Below are 17,231 nucleotides of genomic sequence, written 5' to 3'. Positions count from 1 at the left end.
CGTAGCACAATACGAAGCACCTTTGCCACGTACCGAACGTCGAGGAACCCCGCCATGTCTTTCGCCTACGTCGATGGCCTTCGCCTTCATTACCGCATCGATGGCGCCGAGCGCAGCGATGCCCCGTGGCTCGTGCTTGCGAGCGCGTTGGGCGCCGATGTGACGATGTGGTCGCCGCAGATTGCGGCGTTCTCGTCGCGCTTTCGCGTCTTGCGCTTCGACACGCGCGGCCTGGGGTGCTCCGACGCGCCGCCCGGTCCCTATACGATCGAGCAATTGACCGATGACGTGCTCGGATTGCTCGATGCGCTAACGATCGAACGCGCGCACTTTTGCGGGCTGTCGATGGGCGGGTTGATCGGCATCGCGCTGGCTGCGCGGCACGGCGAGCGGCTCGAGCGCGTCGTACTGGCCCACACGGCGGCCCGGCTAGGCACACCCGACGTGTGGCAGGCGCGGGCGCGCCAAGCGCGCGAGCAAGGCGTGCGCTCGCTCGCCGACGCGACGCTCGCGCGTTGGTTCACGAGCGCGTTCGCGGCGCGCGAGCCGCTCGTACTGGCGGCGACGCGCGATGCATTCGCTCATATGGATGACGAAGGATATGCGAGCAATTGCGAGGCCATCGGCGCTGCGGATCTGCGTGCGGAAGTGGGCGCGATTCGAGCGCCTACGCTCGTTCTGACCGGGCGCGCCGATCCGTCTGTCGCGCCCGAGCACACGCGAATGCTGGCCGAAGGCATTACCGGCGCGCGCTTCGTCCAGTTCGAGGCGCAGCATTTGTCGAACATCGAGCGAGACGGCGACTTCACTCGAACCGTGCTCGAGTTCCTGAGCGGCCCGTCTTGAAGCGCCCCCCGGCTGCGGCGCCGCCTGCCTATTCTTCGGCGTCGTGCTCCGCGACGAAGCGCAGCAGATAGGCGCGCAGCGCGGCTTCGAGCGCGCGATGATCGGCGACGCTCTTCGAACCGGCGTCGGCTTCTTCCCCGAACAGGCTCGGCGGGGCGTCGTACATGCCCACTTCGAACCCTTCGCGCAGCACGCGGATTTCATGCGTGGCTTCGAGATATTCGGCGACCCAGTGAATGCTTTCGATGTGCGCGCCTGTGCGAACCGATGCCGTCATTCGAGCCTCCCCTCATGTATCGGCGTCAGCGCCAATGAAAGCAGGGTACGCCAGTCTCGCGCCTGGCGCACGCGGCGCGTGTCGCGTGCGCCACGCCGCCGCACTCAGTGGCTGATCGATTCGAGCGAGCGGCCCTTCGTGGACGGCCCGAGCAAGATCATGCAGATGCCGACGACCATTGACGCGCCGATGAAGACGGCCACGCCCGGCACGCCGTAATTGTGCAGCAGCACACCGATCGCGAGTCCCGCGAAGGCGACGGCCAGGCGGCTCCACGAGTAGACGAAGCCGACCGCGCGGGCGCGCACGCGCGTCGGAAACAGCTCGGCCTGGTAGCCATGGTAGGCATAGGACATGACGTTCGAGGCGAGCGTGAAGAGCACCCCGAGCACGATCAGTAGCGCCGGCGCGGACGCTTGGGAGAACAGCGCGATCACGATGCCCATGATCAGCAAGCCGCCGCAGATTTGCGTCTTGCGCTCGATCTTATCGGCGAACAACGTGCCGAGCAGCGGTCCGAAGGGGTTCGCGATGGCGATGATGAAGGCGTACTGCAGGCTCGTCGTCACATGGACGCCGCGACTGATCAGCAAGGTCGGCACCCACGCGGCGAAGCCGTAGAACCCGATGGCCTGCGCCATATTGAAGATCGAGAGCAAGATCGTGCGTTTGCGGTAGAGCGGGCCGAAGATTTCGCTGAAGGTGCCGCTGCCGTCCGTTTCGGTGCCCACCGGCAGGGGCGGCGGCAGCTTCACGCCTTTCTCGGCTTCGACGCGTTGCTCGATGTCGGCGACGATGCGCTCGGCTTCGTCCATGCGGCCGTGGCGCGCGAGCCAGCGCGGGCTTTCAGGGACATTGCGGCGGATGATCCAAACGAACGCGGCGCCGAGCGTGCCGATCAAGATGACGACGCGCCAATAGTCGAGCCCGAACGGGTGCGTATCTTTGAGAATGAACGCGAGGAACGCGACGAGCGGCACGACGCAGAACGTGATGAACTGGTTGATCGCGTAGGCGCGGCCGCGCTCGGCGCTGGGAATGAGCTCCGAGATGTACGAATCGATGGTCACGAGTTCGACGCCGATCCCGATGCCCGCGATGAGCCGCCAGATGTTGATGGCTTGGCCCGAATGCTGAAAGGCCATGATGGCCGTGCACACGACGTACCAAATCAGCGACCAGGTGAAGACGAAGCGCCGCCCGAAGCGGTCCGCAACGAAGCCGAAAACGAGCGTGCCGAGCCACAAGCCGGCGAAGGTCGCAAAGACGAAAGTACCGAAGCCAGCGACGGAGATCGGTGCGAGCGCCGCGAAGATACCGAGCGATTCGGGCTTGAACAGCCCCGATTGCACCATGCCCGGCGCAACGTAGCCGGTGAAGAACAGATCGTAGAACTCGAAGACGCCGCCAAGCGAAATGAGCATCACCATGGTCCAGACGGTGCGCGAGGGCGGCAAGCGGTCGAAACGCGCTGCGATTGCTAGGGATTGCTGATTGGTCATCTGCGCCTCTTTCGATTCTTTTATGTTTTGCCGTCGAAAGCCTTCGAAGACCTTGCTGCGCGTACTTGCCCGAAGGCGTGAGCATCGATGCGGCAATCGGCTGGGGAATACCCGGCCGCACGACTGTCTCATGTCGTCAACTACTTAACAAGGGCTGCGGGTTAGGATTTTCACGGAGGCGCGCGGCCCGGCTCGCCTGAAAAGCAAAAAAAACAGCGGCCGATGTCGAAATCGTCATCGCTCGTTCGTTGTGTCGATGGAGCCTTCCGCAATGCGAACGCGAGCGGGACGGCGCACGCTGCGCCATGCCGCCCAAGAGGCCCGCCTAGTCCATTCGTTATTCGTTTACAAAACTCTGACAACGGAGCGCACACCATGACCTCATCCGTCAAACCCATTCCCGAAGGCATGCACACGATTACGCCGCAGATCGTGTGCGCCAATGCCGCGCAGGCGATCGAGTTCTACGCCAAGGCGTTCGGCGCGATCGAACTGTTCCGCATGCCGGGGCCGTCGGGCAAGCTCGCGCACGCGCAGATCAAGATCGGCGACTCGGTGCTGATGTTGACCGACGAAAGCCCGGAATGCGGCTCGTCCGGGCCGAAGACGCTCAAAGGCACTCCCGTCAGCCTGTACGTCTATGTCGAGGATGCCGACAAGGCGTTCGATCGCGCTGTCTCCGCAGGGGCGACGGTCATGATGCCGCTCGCCGATATGTTCTGGGGCGACCGCTGGGCGCTCGTCGAAGATCCGTTCGGTCACCGCTGGCACATCGCTACGCGCACGCGCGAACCGAGCATGGAGGAAATGCAGAAGGCCATGGCCGAAATGCCGGCGCCTCAGTCTTGAAGGCGCAGGCGCGCTACTGACGGACGATGCCTCGGGCGCGCCGCTGCAGACGCGACGCAAGCAGGTGCGCCCCGGCGTCATGCGCGTATCGCGTCGTGTCGACGTGCGCGCCATTACGCCGATTATTGACAACAGGCCATCTAAGCGGAATTGGCGGCATCGCGCCAACGGTATTCGAACGTGAAGACGCTGCGGGAGCACCGAAACTTCGCTCGTTTGATGTTGCCTTCGCTGGCGAAAGAATTTTGAAATGGGCCCTTTTCGTTGGCAACTCGATTCGGCCGATGTCCTTGGCTAGAGCGCTTACAGATATGAAGCGTTCGTACGATGGATGCGGTTGCCGCTAGCATGCGCCGAACGTGAGCGTCGATGTCGTGAACCCGTTTTCGCCGCTCCATTCAGAACGTCGGCTGGATACGCCGCCCATCGTGCAGCTCGCCGGTCTCGTCATCCACGACACCGCCTCGGCGTGCAACCCAATTCGCATAAACCATCGCGAATAGTTCAGTTTGGATTTCGTAGTGGTCTTCTGACCATCGAATCGCTGCCTGAGCCACGCAATTCTTTCCTGGTAAGCGTTCGCAGCGATCCGGCCGTGTTCCAGTAGGGAGTCGCGATCTACGAAACGGCGTGCGCCAGTAGGGCTCCCGGATGTACTAACCTGTCCTCATGCGATCTGATTTAAACCGCTTCGAGGGAGAATGAAGTCATGGAGGAAATCGAGTTCGAGTTGGCCAAGCTCATCACCGAGGGATTGGACCTCGACATCGACCCACACAGCATCGATCCCGAGGCGCCGATTTTTGGCGAGGGGCTGGGTCTTGATTCGATCGACGGGCTCGAACTCGGCATGCTCTTGTCATCGACTTATCAGGTCAGCATCAAGCCCGGCGATCCGAAGAATCAAGAGATATTCAGCTCACTAAGGTCGCTTGCGCGCCACGTCATGCAGCACCGCGCCGCCCCGGTCGATTGACTCAGGCCGCAATGAAGGCGACATGCACCGCGTTGACGTTCAAGCCCGGCGAGCGATGCGTGGTTCGCGACACAGTGAAGGTTGACCATCCAGCTATACCCGGTCATTTCCCTGGCTATCCGGTCGTGCCTGCTGTTGTTTTGCTCGACTGCGTGAGTCGCGCGCTCTCGCGACTGCATCCCGATGCGTCCATTGCGCACATCGAACACGTGAAGTTTCTCAAGGTGCTGCCGCCCGGCCAAGCATTCGATATCGTGCTCTCGGCCTCGGGGGACGCGCTCTCGTTTGACTGCGTGAATGATGCCGGAATGCGCTTTGCGACCGGCAAGTTTCGCGCGGAGGTCAACCCGCGATGACGAACGCCCCATGACGAACGCCCTATGACGAACGCAGCGACTGCAATCCCACGGATATATGTGAGCGCTTATACGCTCACGAGTGCGCTCGGTGCCGGAAACGACGCGACGCTGGCCGCGCTGCGAGACCGGTGCGGCGGCTTGCGCGAAGTCGCATTGCGCACCGGCCGCAAGACCTGGCTCGGCCTCGTCGACGATGAGGCCGTAGGCGGCCCTCTGCAGTCGGAGGAGGCGCTTTATGACTGCCGCGCGCATCGAATGCTCGGCCGAGCGCTCGCGCGCGATGGCTTCGCTGATTCCGTTGCCGCTGCGCGCGAACGCTATGGCGCCGGGCGAGTCGGTTGTTTCGTCGGTACGATCGCCTCGGGATTGGCCCATCTCGAGTCGTGCTACGTGCGGCATGCGCCCAACGCGGGTGACCTCGGTCCGGACGTCCGATTGCGTCACACCGCGCATCTGTTTTCGGCGACCGAGTGTGTCGCACGCATGCTCGGTATCGAGGGTCCATGTGCGACCGTTTCGACGGCCTGCTCGTCCAGTGCAAAGGTATTCGCCACCGCGTACCGCCATCTTGCGGCAGGGCTCTGCGATGCCGCCGTGGTCGCAGGAATCGATTGTGCCAACGAAGGATTCATCTACGGTTTTCATTCGCTAGGCCTGCTGTCAGAGCAGCCCTGCCAGCCGTGGGGCCGTGATCGCGACGGCATCAATATCGGCGAGGCGGCCGGCTTTGCCTTGCTCGAGCGCACGCCGCCAGAGGCCAACGTGCTTGCCTTGTCGGGATTCGGCGAAAGCAGCGATGCCTATCACATGACGGCACCCCATCCAGAGGGAGTGGGCGCACGCGCCGCTATCGAGCAGGCATTGCGCCGCGCCGGCTTACGTTCCTCGGACATCGACTACGTCAATCTGCACGGCAGCGGTACGCCCTCGAATGACCGCTCTGAAGATGCCGCAATTGCCGCGGTGTTCGGCAACGCATGCGCATGTAGTTCGACGAAAGGATGGACCGGCCACACACAGGGCGCAGCGGGCATCACCGAGGCAGTGCTGTCGTTCCTGAGCATGCATGAGGGCCTCATTCCCTCCACATTGAATACGATCGATGCCGATCCGGAGCTGCGCACTCCAGTTGTGCTCGAGAACATCCGGCAACCGGTTCGTCGCGTGCTCAGCAATTCGTTCGGGTTCGGCGGCAACAACTGCGCACTCGTTTTCGAGGTCGTGGAATGAACACGGTTTTTCTTGAAGCGGTAGAGGTGTTGGCTCCGGGGCTGCCGAACTGGAGCGAGGCAGCCGCGACATTGCGCGACGAGGCGGGTTATGCGGGAGATGAATTCTTCCCCGCTGAACCCGTGATGCTGGCACCGAACGAAAAGCGGCGCGCCACGGCGGCGATTCGTCTTGCGTTGTGTGTCACCGAACAACTCGCGAAGCGCTCTTCACTCGAGGTCCCTGCGCTGCCTTCGGTATTCGCTTCGTCAGCGGGGGATCTGCATGTCACGGACCTCGTCTGCAGGGCACTGGGGCGACCGGGCGCGCCTGTCTCGCCGTTCCACTTTCACAACATCGTTCACAACACGAGCGCGGGCTATTGGTCCATTGGCGCACACGCGTGCGGCGGCTCGACTAGCCTCAGTGCGGGCGAAACGACATTCGTCGCCGGCTTGCTCGAAGCGGTTTGCCTGGTGCAGACAGAGCGGCGCCCCGTGCTTTACGTCTGTTATGAGCACCCGGCGCCGGACTTGCTCGACCGCCACTTGCCTATCGCGGCGCCTTTTGCGATGGCAATGACGATCCACGCCGACCCTACCGCGCCGAGATGTTTCGCGATGCATATCGAACACGTCCCAACGCATGACGACACCCGCATGCGAAATGAGGCACTCGAACGTCTGCGCAGCGGCAACGCGGCCGCTCGTGCGTTGCCGCTGCTTGCCCAACTGGCGTGTGGACGCGATGAGCGGATCTATCTTGCAACGGCGCCCGGCGGCGCGCGAACGAGTACGGCCATCCATGTCGAACCGGCTTGAAGGGCAGCAGATCTATCGGCGCATTCCCCATGCGGGTGCCATGTGCCTGCTCGACGCCGTGGAGGCGTGGGACGCGCAGGGCATCGCCTGCTGGGCGCGCTCGCATACGCGCCAGAATCACCCATTGCGCGAGGCAGGCCGTCTCAGCAGCCTGCATGCGATCGAGTATGCGGCGCAGGCGGCCGCGCTACACGCGAGCCTCGTCGGCGAACGCACGGCCGATCGCCCTTTCGGGCACGCCTACATCGCCACCTTGCACGCCATCGACACGTGTCCGCGGCCGCTTGACGACGATGACCTGCTGACGTTGCCGCTGGACATCCGCGCGCGATTGGCAATGGGCACTCCATTCGCTGCGCGCTATACGTTTTCGGTCACTTGCGGCCCGATTTGCGTGGCGCAAGGTGCGATGACCGTTGCGACACCGGAGTGATCGATGGCGAGCGAGCCGATGCGACGCGCACTCGTAACCGGCGGCAGCGGCGCGATCGGCGGCGCCATTTGCCGACGGCTCGCGCAGTGCGGCCTCCACGTGATTGTGCATGGAAATACGAATGCCGAGCGCGCCGAACGGGTGGCCGACGAGATTCGTCGCAGCGGCGGACGGGCCGACTCGATTGCATTCGATGTCACCGATCACGAGGCATCGACAGACGCCCTTGCGCGCGTGCTCGAGGCGGGTGCGATCCAGGTGGTGGTCAACAACGCGGGTGTCCACGACGACGGCCCGCTCGCCGGTATGACGTTCGAGCAATGGCGCCGCGTCGTCGATGTATCGACTCACGGTTTTTTCAATGTGACGCAGCCGTTGTTGATGCCGATGATCCGCTCGCGCTGGGGCAGGATCGTCAACCTGTCGTCCGTAGTCGGCGTCACGGGGAATCGCGGTCAGGTCAACTATGCGGCGGCCAAGGCTGCGTTGCACGGCGCTGCCAAGGCACTTGCGCTCGAGCTTGCCTCGCGCGGCATCACAGTCAACGTCATCGCCCCCGGTTTCGTTGCGGGAGGAATGGCCGAGACGATCGACCCGGCGGTGATCGGCGCGACCGTGCCGATGAAGCGAGCGGCAACAACGGACGAGATCGCAGGCGCCGTGGCGTATCTCGTCTCGGACGAGGCGGCTTATGTGACGGGGCAAATACTCGCGATCGGCGGCGGACTCGGCTGAGAGCCGATCGCCCATGACGAACTCTCTTCAATGGAGCGTAACGATGGCTTTCGAGATCGCTGATCTCAGCAACCAGCTTGGCTATTACCGCCTGCTCGAGGCATCGGAGAAGGCACGCTGGATCTTCCGTGACCAGCCCTGGGACGAAATCGACGAAAGCAAGGTGACACCCGAGCTGATCGAGGATGTGAAGATTGCGGCCTATGCGGAGTTGACGACCTTCTCGGCCACCGAGGCGTTCATGAAGCTGCTTTACGACGACGTCGATTTCACGCAATGGCTTTCAGTGTGGTTCTTCGAAGAAACGAAGCATCCATTGGCCTTGATTCGTTGGCTCGGCAAGTTGGGCGTCCCGATCGCGCAGGACTTCATTCATCGCGGCAGGAAGATCGAGCCGATGACCGACTCGCGCGTGGAGATGCTCACCTCCAATATCTGTTCGGAGATTGCCGCCAACACGGCGTACAACCAGTTCGCCAAGACCGTCGAAGAGCCTGTGCTCGTCGAGGTCGTGAAGCATCTCGCGCGCGACGAGATGCGCCATTCGGTCGGCTTCGAATACTACTGCAGACAAGCGATCGAGCGGTCCGAAGATCCGGAGCGCGATCGCCTTATTGCAATGCGTACGGCGTGGTTCCTGCTGCAGCCCGCGAGCGACGGCGTCACTCAGCATCCTGTGTTCCTGACCTTACTCAAAATGAAATGCCTCGATATGAACGAAGTCGAGCGCCGCTATCGCGAACACATCGTCGGCCGCATCGCGAAGATGCTCGAACTCGAGATTCCCGGCGTCGACGCGTTCTACGACGTCTATCAGGACATGAAGAAACGCTACCGCGCCGCGAGGCGGGCTGGACATGCTGCACGTGAGACGCCGAGCAGCCTGCATGGCGAAACGTCCGGGACACGGCGCGCACGGGACATGGGAGGCGCACCAGCCGGGACATCGCCGTGCCGGTAATATCGGCCACGCGGCTGCACGTGCGTTCATGGAGGTATGTGCCGTCGGTAGTGGCGGCGACGCTCGCCGCGGCCTGGCAGGCGCGCATCGCACACGGCAGCCTTGCCGTGTCGGTGCTTAGCGTCAGTTGGGACACGTATTGGACGCGCACAGCCTGGCGGGACGAAGCCAGCATGATGGCGTATGTCCATGCAGGCGTGCATCGCGCGATCATGAGGCGTTTGCTGCGATGGTGCGACGAGAGCTCGGTTGTGCATTGGGATGATGCCACCGGACAACTGCCCCCGTGGAGTGAGGCCCATTGGCGCTTGTGTGAGCAAGGGCGCCACTTTCCGCCGTTGGCGCCGGGATTGGCACGCCGGCTCCCCGTGCCGCACAGTCGGTTCTGGCGCGAGCTGCGGATCAGGTGAACGTTTAATCGTTTTTCACGTGCGAGAAGATGACATGGCAAACAGCGAAGCAAACGTTGTCGGTGAGACCGTGAGCGAAGCCGACGGGGCGCATCGTTTCGAGACACTGCGGGTGCGTCACGCAGCGCAGGCCAGAGCCGCCGTGGCACCGGCGCTCGAGCGCCTGCGTTGGCCGGCCGATGCGTTGAAACGTGAGCGCAACGCGCGGCTACGCGCGCTGATCGCGCATGCCAAGCGTCATTCCCCGTGGCACGCGCGTCGGCTCGCACACGTCGATCCGCAGGCTGTCACGGACGACGATCTGCCGGGTCTACCGACGATGACCAAGCACGATCTCATGTCGAACTTCGACGAGATCGTCACGGATCGACGTCTTTCGCTGGCGCTTGCCAATGACCACCTGAGTACCCTGAACGAGGGTAGCCGCTATCTGTTGGACGACTACCGCGTCGTCGCCACGAGCGGGAGCTCGGGACATCGGGGTGTCTTTGTCTACGATTGGGACGGCTGGATCGAGTGCTACGTGAACGTGCAGCGTTATGCGCTCGCTTACGCGGCAGCGGCCGGCATGAAGCCGGGCGCTGGCCAGGGCGGTTACGTCATCGCTCATATTGCAGCCTCCCAATCGACACATATGACTTACGCCCTGGCCGAAACGTTCAGGACACCTGAATTCCAGTTTCTGCAGTTTCCGGTAACTTCGCCGATGGAAGACATCGTGCAGGGACTCAATCGCGCGCAGCCGCTGGTGCTGCAGGGGTACGCGTCGATGCTGGGGCTGCTCGCGCGCGAGGCCGAACAGGGGCGCTTGAATATTAAGCCGGGGCTGTTGATATCGATAGCCGAACCGCTGCTGCCGAACATGCGTGAATTGCTGCTCAGGGCGTTCCCCGGCATCTCGCTCCAGAACTGGTGGGCGACCACCGAAACGAGCGGGCTGGGAATGTCATGCGGGGCCGGGCCGTGGCTGCATTTGAGCGACGATACGTTGATCGTGGAACTCGTCGACGCGCGGGGTGTGCCGGTCCAGCCGGGACAAACGGCGGACAAGATTTATGTCACGAATTTGTTCAACAAGGGCACGCCGCTGATTCGATATGAAATTTCCGATCAGCCAACGCTGCTCCAGGGGCCGTGTCCCTGCGGGTCGGCGCATCGTCGCGTCGCGGACCTGCAAGGGCGGAGGGAGGAAACATTTGTGTACGAGAACGAACGCAGTCGTTCCATTGCCGTCCATCCGAAAGTCTTCACTTCGGTGCTCTTCTCGGAAGCGGGTGTGCTCGATTATCGGATCACCCAGACGCGTGAAGGCGTCATAGTCGAGTTTCTTCCTGGCGGCCCCGTAGACTGCGATGCGGTGGCCAAACGGATCGCGGATGCGCTTGCTGCGCTAGGCTTGTCCGAGCCGCAAGTCGTCGTCCGCCCGTCCGCCGCGCTTCATCGAGGGCAAAGTGGCAAGCTCATCAGACACGTCGCGTTATCCGGGACCTGCGCGTAGCAACGTACGAATGGCGCACGAATCCGAGAAACGCTGCCGCGCATCGCGAGGACTTGCCCATGCGTCCTGACGGTTCGTCAAATCGTGCCATCGCCGAGATCGTCGGCTATCCGGCCAACGGCGTCTTCGTTCCGCTGGACCGGGAGACGGAGGCGATCGACCTCCCGATTCTCGGTGCGATTCCGCCGGAGCTCGATGGGCTTTACGTACGTAACTCATTCAATTCCCATCCCGTTCGCGCCGCAAAGTGCCCTCATCCGTTTCTCGAGGACGGCATGATCCACGGCGTGCGTCTGCAAGGCGGGCGGGCGTGTTGGTACCGCAATCGTTGGGTTGTGACGGACACGCTCGCATCGGCGACGGGCCGCTCAGCACCGGGCGGGCCGCCCGATCGCTGCTGGAGCGCAACGAATCCGGCCAACGTCGGGCTCACGCCGCATGCCGGGCGCCTGCTGGCCATGTGCGAAACCGGGATGCCCTACGCGCTAGATGCGGCGCTCGAGACGCTCGGCCGCTTCGACTTCAACGGGGGTCTCGCAGCCAGCATGACAGCCCACCCGAAGCGCGACCCGGAAACGGGCGATTTGCACTTCTTCAACTATTGGCCGCGCCGGCCCAATGTCACCTATTTCGCGGCCGATTCAGCAGGGCGAATCACTCGCAGGGAGTCGATCGACGTAGCGGGCGCCACTGTGATGCACGATTTCGCCATCACGCAACGCTTTGCCGTATTCATCGATCAGCCTTTGTTGTTCGAGCGCCCGCCACGCCCGGGCGGAGGCATGCCATTTCGCTGGGCGCCCGAATACGGTTCACGTATTGGCCTGCTCGACTTGCAGCGACGCGGCGTGCCCGTGCGTTGGTTCGATATCGACGTCTGTTATATCCCGCATGTACTGAACGCGTTCGACGACCTGGAGCACGACGAGGTCGTCTTGCGCGCGGTCCTCGGTGACGCATGCTACTTGACGGGTCTGCCGCTGCCCGACAGCCCCTCCTTGTCGATGCACGAATGGCGGTTGAGTCTCTCGACGGGACGGGTGAGCGAGGCGTGCATTGCCGATGTACCCGGCGAGCTGCCCCGTATCGACGAAAGACGCATCGGCCGGCCACATCGATATGGTTACTCGGCGCAAGTGCGGATGGAGTACGGTTGGCAAGCATTCGGTGGGCTGTTCAAGTACGACTTCGGCACCGGCACTGTGACGCGCCACGACTTTGGTGCGCACGCGGCTTCGTCGGAACCCGTGTTTGTGCCGGCGAGCCATGCGTCTGCCGAGGACGAAGGCTGGGTGCTGAGTTATGTCTATGACGCGCGCATCGACCGAAGCCGGCTCGTCATACTGGATGCGCAGCATTTCGCGCAAGCGCCCGTCGCTTCGGTCGAATTGCCCCAGCGGGTACCTTACGGCGCGCACGGTGCGTGGGTGGCGCACGATGCGCTATCGCCGACGGATGGACCATCGTGCCCGTGATCTTCCGCACGGGCGTGTTGGGGCGTGCCTTGCAGGCAGATTAGGCCGTGCCGCGGATATCGGCGTCGAACGGCGCACATTCGAGAATGCGTTCCCATAGTGCCGACCACGTTGCCCAGTCGTGGCCCCCATCGACGACGACCGTCCGGCCGGCAGGCAGCAAAGGCTCGAGCAATTCGCTGCTTAGGGAGAATGGATCGTCGCGTCCATACCCGAGGTAGATGCGCGGCGCATGCGGCGTCACGGAAACGTGCCGCCGCACCCAATCGAGAGAGCGCCATTCCAACTCGTCCGGTTCGTCGCTGCCGGGCCGCCATTGGCTCAATCCGCCCGCCTTTTGGACGCGTGCAAGCACGCGCCGGCTGCCAAGATAAGGGGCGATCAGTATCGTCCCTTCGATACTTGCCGAATAGGCATCGCAGCAGATCAACGCACCCATACCGCCGAGCGACGTGCCGACGAACCAGAGCCGCTCGATGTCCCGTGCGCGCGTGACGCGAGCGATTTCGCGCTCGACCGCCGGGATCAATGTCCGGTCCGCGTATGCAGTGAAATCGGCATCGATTCCGATCACGTCTATCGGCAGGTGGCGCGCTCGTAGTGCCTGCACCAGACCTTGCGAGAAGAACGATTCGGCACGGTCATTCGCGCCCGGTAGCGCCACCAGCAGTATGCGCGAGTTCGTGAGTTCGGGAGACGGGTCAAACAGTGTATTCATGAAAATGGCCTGTTGCGCCTGAGAACGGTTGGACCAGGTCGAACTCCTGACTACGCGAACATCCGCGGATACCTGCCGTTCACGCAATTGCAAGCCCGCAGCCCAGATGCGATCGTCCTCGTCCTGGGCGATGTTCCCTCTTGGGAGCACGCACAATGATCTCTCACGTTTGCATCGGCGTGAACGACTTCAGCACGTCCTTCGCATTTTATTCTGCCGTATTAGCCACGCTCGGGCTGCAGTTTAAATTCTCCGAATCCAGTAGAGCCTGGGCCGGTTGCGGCAGTGCGGCCGAGTGCACGGCACTTTACGGAAGCGCCTACGCGAACGTCGGCGGCGAGATCGATCCGCCGACGCCGGTCGGCAACATTGCCTCGGCCATCCGAGCGCCGAATTTGACGGTCGCCTCCGGTGGACAGATCGTCAACGTTGGCAACGTCATCGGTCGATAGGTATCGCTTACAGGGACGATCCTAGCGAACGGCATCACGAAGTCGAACACATACACGCCGATGGTGGGCAACCCGCCGCAGGTGATCAGTTTGGCGCCGGCATCGGGCGGTTTGAATCTGTCGATCCCGGCGACGTTGGGGGGCTATTCCCTGACGCAGATGAAGACGACCCAAGGTGCGCAGGCGAGTCCTGGCTCGGGCATCGACTATGTCTTGGACGGCACGGGGACGACGCTTGACCCTGTGACGCCGCAATTGCTGCTTTCGAATCTGCCGTCGAACCTTCAACCGAGCACGTCGCTGTTCTACTACAACCCGCAGGCGGAAGACGCGGCGTTGCAGACTGCGGCGCTAAAGCAGACGGGGCAGGCGACGTTCGTCAGCGGGTTGTCGACCGACAGCCAGCTTCAGCTCTCTGTAACCGACCAAGAGAAGCTAGTGCTATACGCCAATGCGACGGAATATGCAAAGGCGAACGACATTCAATTGGGTCAAGCGCTGACGCAGCAGCAAATCGGCGAGCTGACGCAGCCGATGCTGTGGTACGTGGAGCAGACGGTGCCGGAGCCAGGGTGCACGGCGACCGGTACGGCGACGTGTCCGACGGTGACGGCATTGATGCCGCAGGTGTACTTGCCGGCGAATACGTCTGCTTTGTCGGCGGACGGGAACATTGTCGCGAGCGACAGCATCAAGCTGAATTTCGGCAGTAAGGACACCGGCGGTAGCGTGCTGAACACGGGCTCGATCACTTCGGATGGATCGCTGACGGTGAACACCGGCACGCTGACCAACGAAGCGAATCAAGTGGACGTGGGGCAGATCTGGCACTACATCAAGGAAGCAGGATACGAGGAGACGACCGGCACCCAGGTACAGCCCGGCGGGTTCATGAGTGCCGCAAACATGAGCTTGAACGTGCAGGCGTTGCAGCAGATTGGCGGGGCGCTGCAGCAGCTCGGTGCGGATGGGACGGTGAACGAGGCCGGGACGAAGCTGGTCCTGGCGACGCTGCAACAGCGTTTGGGTAGCGACTTCACGCAGACCACGGTTAGCGACCATCTGCATACCGACTTTGTGAAGGAAGGGGGAAGCTTCTCTTCGAATCAGCTCGCGATGATGGTGGTATCGACCGCGATGCAGATGATGGGTGTTCCGCTGTGGGCGTTGATGATGATGACCACGGCGGTGAGCGAGGCCGGTAGCGATCGAGGGATTCGGCTCGGCGACGTGTTGGAGGCGGGGGCGGTAGCGTACGCGACGGCGGAAGTGGTTCCGGCGCCCAACTTCAGTGGCATGGGTTCGAACCTGATTGGCGCGAACGTGGGGGCGACGCTGCAGAACATCGGCGCGGCTGCGGTTCAAGTTGGCGAGCATAGCGCGGTGACCGCGGGGATCCAGACGGCACTCGGGGGAGGCAGCTTCGCTTCGGCATTTGAAGCGAATGCGATCATGGATATCGCGGCGATCGGAGCGGGTGCGATTGGTGCGAACGTGCGGGGGGGCTCGTTTGAGAGCATTGGACTTCATGCTCTCTTGGGCTGCGCGAGTTCGGCGGCGTTGGGAACAGGGTGTGCGGGTGGGGCAATTGGCGGGGCGGCTAGCGCTGCGTTCTCGCCGGACTTCATTAAGGCGATCGATCCTACGGGCACCGTACTTGATCCGGGGCAGCAGGCCGCATTGGCGGGATTTGCGACGTTGCTGGGTGGAGGCCTGGCTGGTCTGGCCGGCGCGAATGCGCAGGGAGGGGCGACGGCTGCGCAGAACGAGGCGCTGAACAATTCCGGTGCGCCCGCGGACGTGAAAAACAGCGCGGAAAACGGTGGATGGTTGTCGAAGGCCGGAGCGTTCCTGAGCTCGTTGGGGAATGATGCCGCCGACCAACTTGCCAGCGCGGGGCGTGGCGCGGTGAACATGGGTAACCAGTTCATCGGGTTGATGAATGCGAACAGCGGGCAGACGCCGCCGTCGGATCCGAATCCGCTGGTAAGCGCGAGCAATGGGGGCAATCCGCCGGCGACGGGAGGTGCTGTCGTGACGCCGCCGGCTTATGCGATGACGCCTGAGGGACCTGTACCTATCGCCCCGGGCGTCGTAGTGCCGGGACTTTCTCCGGGCAATGCGATACTGTCGAGCAACGGCAATGACAGTGGTACTGGAGCCGGGGCGTCAGGGGCAGATTCTGCTGGCGGTGGAGGCGGGCTTTCTGCCGCTGATCAGTTGGCGGCCAATAAGGCGGCTGGGGCTGCCTTCGAGCAGGCTGTCGAGGCGCAACTGAGTCAGAGTGGTTATACGATCGGACAGCAGGTCACGATCGAGACGGAGAGTGGCGTCCGGACGCGGCTTGACTTCCTGACATTGGATCCGCTTACGGGCGACGTTAGCTGCGTCGAATGCAAAGCATCTTCGACGGCACCGCTAACGACAAACCAAAAGTTAGCGTTTCCGGAGATAGCTCAGAGTGGAGGTACGGTGGTTGGAGCTGGGAAGCCAGGGTTTCCAGGTGGAACCACAATTCCACCGACGACTGTCCAAATTATCCGAGGGCCTTAAAGCGTTATGACTATCGAGCAAACTGGTACGGTCGATATCGTGAACGTTGATCGTGACTCTGGCGATCTATTGCTTACGGTGAGCGATCATCTGCCTTGGAGCGAAGGAGAGGGACAGCACCTCCTTCTTCTACAGGAGAAATTGAATGCATACCTTGGCTTCATCGAGAGTGGCGAGCTTGTGAAGAGGTTTCCTGAAGCGAGCGGGCGGCAGATAGTAATCAATGTTGTGGGTAAATTCCCGTTGAGTGAGACGGCTCAGGCGTTCTTCGAAAGAGCAGGAACTGCGATTGAGACGGCTGGATTCAAGCTTCGATTTAGCCTCTTGCGTCCGAATTGAGCATGGTACGGAAGCAGCGAGCCTAGCGCTGGCTGGGTTCGCTGCCTATGTGGCCATTTAGGCGGGCGTGATCACGAGCCGCTCATGTTGGACTTCGATCTTGAGTCGCTGGTGAGGCATGAATCCGGCGTGCTCGAGCCAACGGCCAGAGACCTTGAACCAGGGGAAAAGCGGCGGGTCGGGGCGGTAGCCAGGTTTCCATTGGCGGTAGCGCCACGACTGCTGAATGGTGACATGCCGCTCGGGGTGAGCGGGACGTGCGTTAAGATTGGCGTCAGCCATGATCGACTCCTGATCCGAGTTGATGGTGGTCAGCGGGTCGTATGGGTTGGCGCCCATGCGGCCCGCGCTGCGTTTACGGCGATGGAAGGGGGTAGCCGTTCTCCTGCTAGCTGTGACGTTAAGTCTTTGATTGTATTTAAAATCAGTAGTCCTAACCATTAGCCGATCGGCCTAGGACGCTGGGTAATGGCTGGGGCGATACGCAGTTGAAAATCCATCTCTCTCGTTTGGTCGAGCTCGAGTATGTGATCGCACATCGCGGCCGTAACGGCGTGTTCGAGTACGAGTTGCTGTACAGCGGCGAGGACGATGGCCGGGCCCATCTGTGCGGGCTGCTCGACCCGACTGCCCTTGCAGACGACGGCACGCGGTCGGGGTCAAGCGATGATCGGTCGGGGTCTGGTCGGGCTGTTGCGCGCAAAGTAATACTGAGCCACTTCGCGCAAAGTAAATCTGAGCCACCTTTCAGTACAGTCAGCCTTTTTTGCGCGAAGGCTGGCGATGCTCCAGAAGGAACAGTGGATGCAAATCCATGT

General features: G+C 62.3%; 20 protein-coding genes. 16 read left to right on the top strand and 4 right to left on the bottom strand.

The genetic code is table 11. The annotated features are described in order from the left end of the window. Nucleotides 1-54 precede the first annotated feature (54 nt). A complete protein-coding gene (pcaD, locus tag MMB74_RS14190; protein WP_277429284.1) occupies nt 55-846 on the top strand; it encodes a 3-oxoadipate enol-lactonase in 792 nt (263 codons plus the stop codon). Between the two features lie 28 nt (nt 847-874). On the opposite strand, the gene MMB74_RS14185 is transcribed toward pcaD, so the two are convergent. After that, on the bottom strand, nt 875-1,123 hold the full coding sequence (locus tag MMB74_RS14185; RefSeq protein ID WP_277429283.1) for a hypothetical protein: 249 nt from the start codon (nt 1,121-1,123) through the stop codon (nt 875-877). 104 nt (nt 1,124-1,227) lie between these two features. After that, a complete protein-coding gene (locus tag MMB74_RS14180; RefSeq protein ID WP_277429282.1) occupies nt 1,228-2,625 on the bottom strand; it encodes an MFS transporter in 1,398 nt (465 codons plus the stop codon). 375 nt (nt 2,626-3,000) lie between these two features. Here MMB74_RS14180 and MMB74_RS14175 point away from each other — a divergent pair, with 375 nt between their 5' ends. The 11 genes from MMB74_RS14175 (at nt 3,001) to MMB74_RS14125 (ending at nt 12,351) form a co-directional block, all read left to right on the top strand. Then, nucleotides 3,001-3,474, top strand: a complete 474-nt coding sequence (locus MMB74_RS14175; protein WP_277429281.1) for a VOC family protein — start codon at nt 3,001-3,003, stop codon at nt 3,472-3,474. Nucleotides 3,475-4,183: 709 nt separating this feature from the next. Further along, nucleotides 4,184-4,450 (top strand): phosphopantetheine-binding protein, encoded by a 267-nt coding sequence (locus MMB74_RS14170; protein WP_277429280.1) that lies wholly within the window; start codon nt 4,184-4,186, stop codon nt 4,448-4,450. A gap of 11 nt (nt 4,451-4,461) precedes the next feature. Continuing rightward, the gene (locus MMB74_RS14165) at nt 4,462-4,806 is read left to right on the top strand and encodes a hypothetical protein (protein ID WP_277429279.1); all 345 of its coding nucleotides are present in this window, start codon (nt 4,462-4,464) and stop codon (nt 4,804-4,806) included. Nucleotides 4,807-4,851: 45 nt separating this feature from the next. Next, nucleotides 4,852-6,039 (top strand): beta-ketoacyl-ACP synthase, encoded by a 1,188-nt coding sequence (locus MMB74_RS14160; protein ID WP_277429504.1) that lies wholly within the window; start codon nt 4,852-4,854, stop codon nt 6,037-6,039. After that, nucleotides 6,036-6,839, top strand: coding sequence for a beta-ketoacyl synthase chain length factor (locus MMB74_RS14155; RefSeq protein ID WP_277429278.1), 804 nt, complete (start codon nt 6,036-6,038; stop codon nt 6,837-6,839). Before MMB74_RS14160 ends, MMB74_RS14155 begins: the two co-directional genes overlap by 4 nt. Further along, nucleotides 6,823-7,272 (top strand): hydroxymyristoyl-ACP dehydratase, encoded by a 450-nt coding sequence (locus tag MMB74_RS14150; RefSeq protein ID WP_277429277.1) that lies wholly within the window; start codon nt 6,823-6,825, stop codon nt 7,270-7,272. Before MMB74_RS14155 ends, MMB74_RS14150 begins: the two co-directional genes overlap by 17 nt. A gap of 18 nt (nt 7,273-7,290) precedes the next feature. Then, complete coding sequence (fabG, locus tag MMB74_RS14145; RefSeq protein ID WP_277429276.1) at nt 7,291-8,007, top strand: 3-oxoacyl-ACP reductase FabG; 717 nt, start codon at nt 7,291-7,293, stop codon at nt 8,005-8,007. A gap of 43 nt (nt 8,008-8,050) precedes the next feature. Further along, nucleotides 8,051-8,968, top strand: a complete 918-nt coding sequence (locus MMB74_RS14140) for a hypothetical protein (RefSeq protein ID WP_277429275.1) — start codon at nt 8,051-8,053, stop codon at nt 8,966-8,968. A gap of 38 nt (nt 8,969-9,006) precedes the next feature. After that, entirely contained in the window at nt 9,007-9,378 is a 372-nt protein-coding gene (locus tag MMB74_RS14135) for a DUF3291 domain-containing protein (protein WP_277429274.1), read from the top strand. Nucleotides 9,379-9,412: 34 nt separating this feature from the next. Next, entirely contained in the window at nt 9,413-10,876 is a 1,464-nt protein-coding gene (locus MMB74_RS14130; RefSeq protein ID WP_277429273.1) for a hypothetical protein, read from the top strand. A 59-nt stretch (nt 10,877-10,935) separates the two neighbouring features. After that, the gene (locus MMB74_RS14125; RefSeq protein WP_277429272.1) at nt 10,936-12,351 is read left to right on the top strand and encodes a carotenoid oxygenase family protein; all 1,416 of its coding nucleotides are present in this window, start codon (nt 10,936-10,938) and stop codon (nt 12,349-12,351) included. A 40-nt stretch (nt 12,352-12,391) separates the two neighbouring features. Here the strand turns inward: MMB74_RS14125 and MMB74_RS14120 are convergent, their stop codons facing one another. After that, nucleotides 12,392-13,069 (bottom strand): alpha/beta hydrolase, encoded by a 678-nt coding sequence (locus MMB74_RS14120; RefSeq protein WP_277429271.1) that lies wholly within the window; start codon nt 13,067-13,069, stop codon nt 12,392-12,394. A 155-nt stretch (nt 13,070-13,224) separates the two neighbouring features. Here MMB74_RS14120 and MMB74_RS14115 point away from each other — a divergent pair, with 155 nt between their 5' ends. From MMB74_RS14115 to MMB74_RS14105, 3 genes are read left to right on the top strand one after another with little or no spacing between them, the layout of a single operon-like run. After that, nucleotides 13,225-13,521 (top strand): hypothetical protein, encoded by a 297-nt coding sequence (locus tag MMB74_RS14115; RefSeq protein WP_277429270.1) that lies wholly within the window; start codon nt 13,225-13,227, stop codon nt 13,519-13,521. Nucleotides 13,522-13,581: 60 nt separating this feature from the next. Further along, the gene (locus MMB74_RS14110; protein ID WP_277429269.1) at nt 13,582-16,074 is read left to right on the top strand and encodes a DUF637 domain-containing protein; all 2,493 of its coding nucleotides are present in this window, start codon (nt 13,582-13,584) and stop codon (nt 16,072-16,074) included. A 6-nt stretch (nt 16,075-16,080) separates the two neighbouring features. After that, complete coding sequence (locus MMB74_RS14105; protein WP_277429268.1) at nt 16,081-16,413, top strand: DUF6572 domain-containing protein; 333 nt, start codon at nt 16,081-16,083, stop codon at nt 16,411-16,413. Between the two features lie 57 nt (nt 16,414-16,470). Here the strand turns inward: MMB74_RS14105 and MMB74_RS14100 are convergent, their stop codons facing one another. Beyond that, on the bottom strand, nt 16,471-16,695 hold the full coding sequence (locus MMB74_RS14100; protein ID WP_277429267.1) for a SymE family type I addiction module toxin: 225 nt from the start codon (nt 16,693-16,695) through the stop codon (nt 16,471-16,473). A gap of 206 nt (nt 16,696-16,901) precedes the next feature. Between MMB74_RS14100 and MMB74_RS14095 the strand changes: the two genes are divergently transcribed. Continuing rightward, nucleotides 16,902-17,231: hypothetical protein (locus tag MMB74_RS14095; RefSeq protein ID WP_277429266.1), on the top strand; the 330-nt coding region annotated here is incomplete at its 3' end.

This window comes from Trinickia sp. Y13, from assembly GCF_029522115.1.
Classification (GTDB): domain Bacteria; phylum Pseudomonadota; class Gammaproteobacteria; order Burkholderiales; family Burkholderiaceae; genus Trinickia.
This window is presented reverse-complemented; position numbering and strand designations above follow the sequence as displayed.

Bases quoted from the DNA above. Each gene is read 5' to 3' on its own strand.
- pcaD (WP_277429284.1), top strand. From the start codon at position 55: ATGTCTTTCGCCTACGTCGATGGCCTTCGCCTTCATTACCGCATCGAT.
- MMB74_RS14185 (WP_277429283.1), bottom strand. From the start codon at position 1,123: ATGACGGCATCGGTTCGCACAGGCGCGCACATCGAAAGCATTCACTGG.
- MMB74_RS14180 (WP_277429282.1), bottom strand. From the start codon at position 2,625: ATGACCAATCAGCAATCCCTAGCAATCGCAGCGCGTTTCGACCGCTTG.
- MMB74_RS14175 (WP_277429281.1), top strand. From the start codon at position 3,001: ATGACCTCATCCGTCAAACCCATTCCCGAAGGCATGCACACGATTACG.
- MMB74_RS14170 (WP_277429280.1), top strand. From the start codon at position 4,184: ATGGAGGAAATCGAGTTCGAGTTGGCCAAGCTCATCACCGAGGGATTG.
- MMB74_RS14165 (WP_277429279.1), top strand. From the start codon at position 4,462: ATGAAGGCGACATGCACCGCGTTGACGTTCAAGCCCGGCGAGCGATGC.
- MMB74_RS14155 (WP_277429278.1), top strand. From the start codon at position 6,036: ATGAACACGGTTTTTCTTGAAGCGGTAGAGGTGTTGGCTCCGGGGCTG.
- MMB74_RS14150 (WP_277429277.1), top strand. From the start codon at position 6,823: ATGTCGAACCGGCTTGAAGGGCAGCAGATCTATCGGCGCATTCCCCAT.
- fabG (WP_277429276.1), top strand. From the start codon at position 7,291: ATGCGACGCGCACTCGTAACCGGCGGCAGCGGCGCGATCGGCGGCGCC.
- MMB74_RS14140 (WP_277429275.1), top strand. From the start codon at position 8,051: ATGGCTTTCGAGATCGCTGATCTCAGCAACCAGCTTGGCTATTACCGC.
- MMB74_RS14130 (WP_277429273.1), top strand. From the start codon at position 9,413: ATGGCAAACAGCGAAGCAAACGTTGTCGGTGAGACCGTGAGCGAAGCC.
- MMB74_RS14125 (WP_277429272.1), top strand. From the start codon at position 10,936: ATGCGTCCTGACGGTTCGTCAAATCGTGCCATCGCCGAGATCGTCGGC.
- MMB74_RS14120 (WP_277429271.1), bottom strand. From the start codon at position 13,069: ATGAATACACTGTTTGACCCGTCTCCCGAACTCACGAACTCGCGCATA.
- MMB74_RS14115 (WP_277429270.1), top strand. From the start codon at position 13,225: ATGATCTCTCACGTTTGCATCGGCGTGAACGACTTCAGCACGTCCTTC.
- MMB74_RS14110 (WP_277429269.1), top strand. From the start codon at position 13,582: ATGGTGGGCAACCCGCCGCAGGTGATCAGTTTGGCGCCGGCATCGGGC.
- MMB74_RS14105 (WP_277429268.1), top strand. From the start codon at position 16,081: ATGACTATCGAGCAAACTGGTACGGTCGATATCGTGAACGTTGATCGT.
- MMB74_RS14100 (WP_277429267.1), bottom strand. From the start codon at position 16,695: ATGGCTGACGCCAATCTTAACGCACGTCCCGCTCACCCCGAGCGGCAT.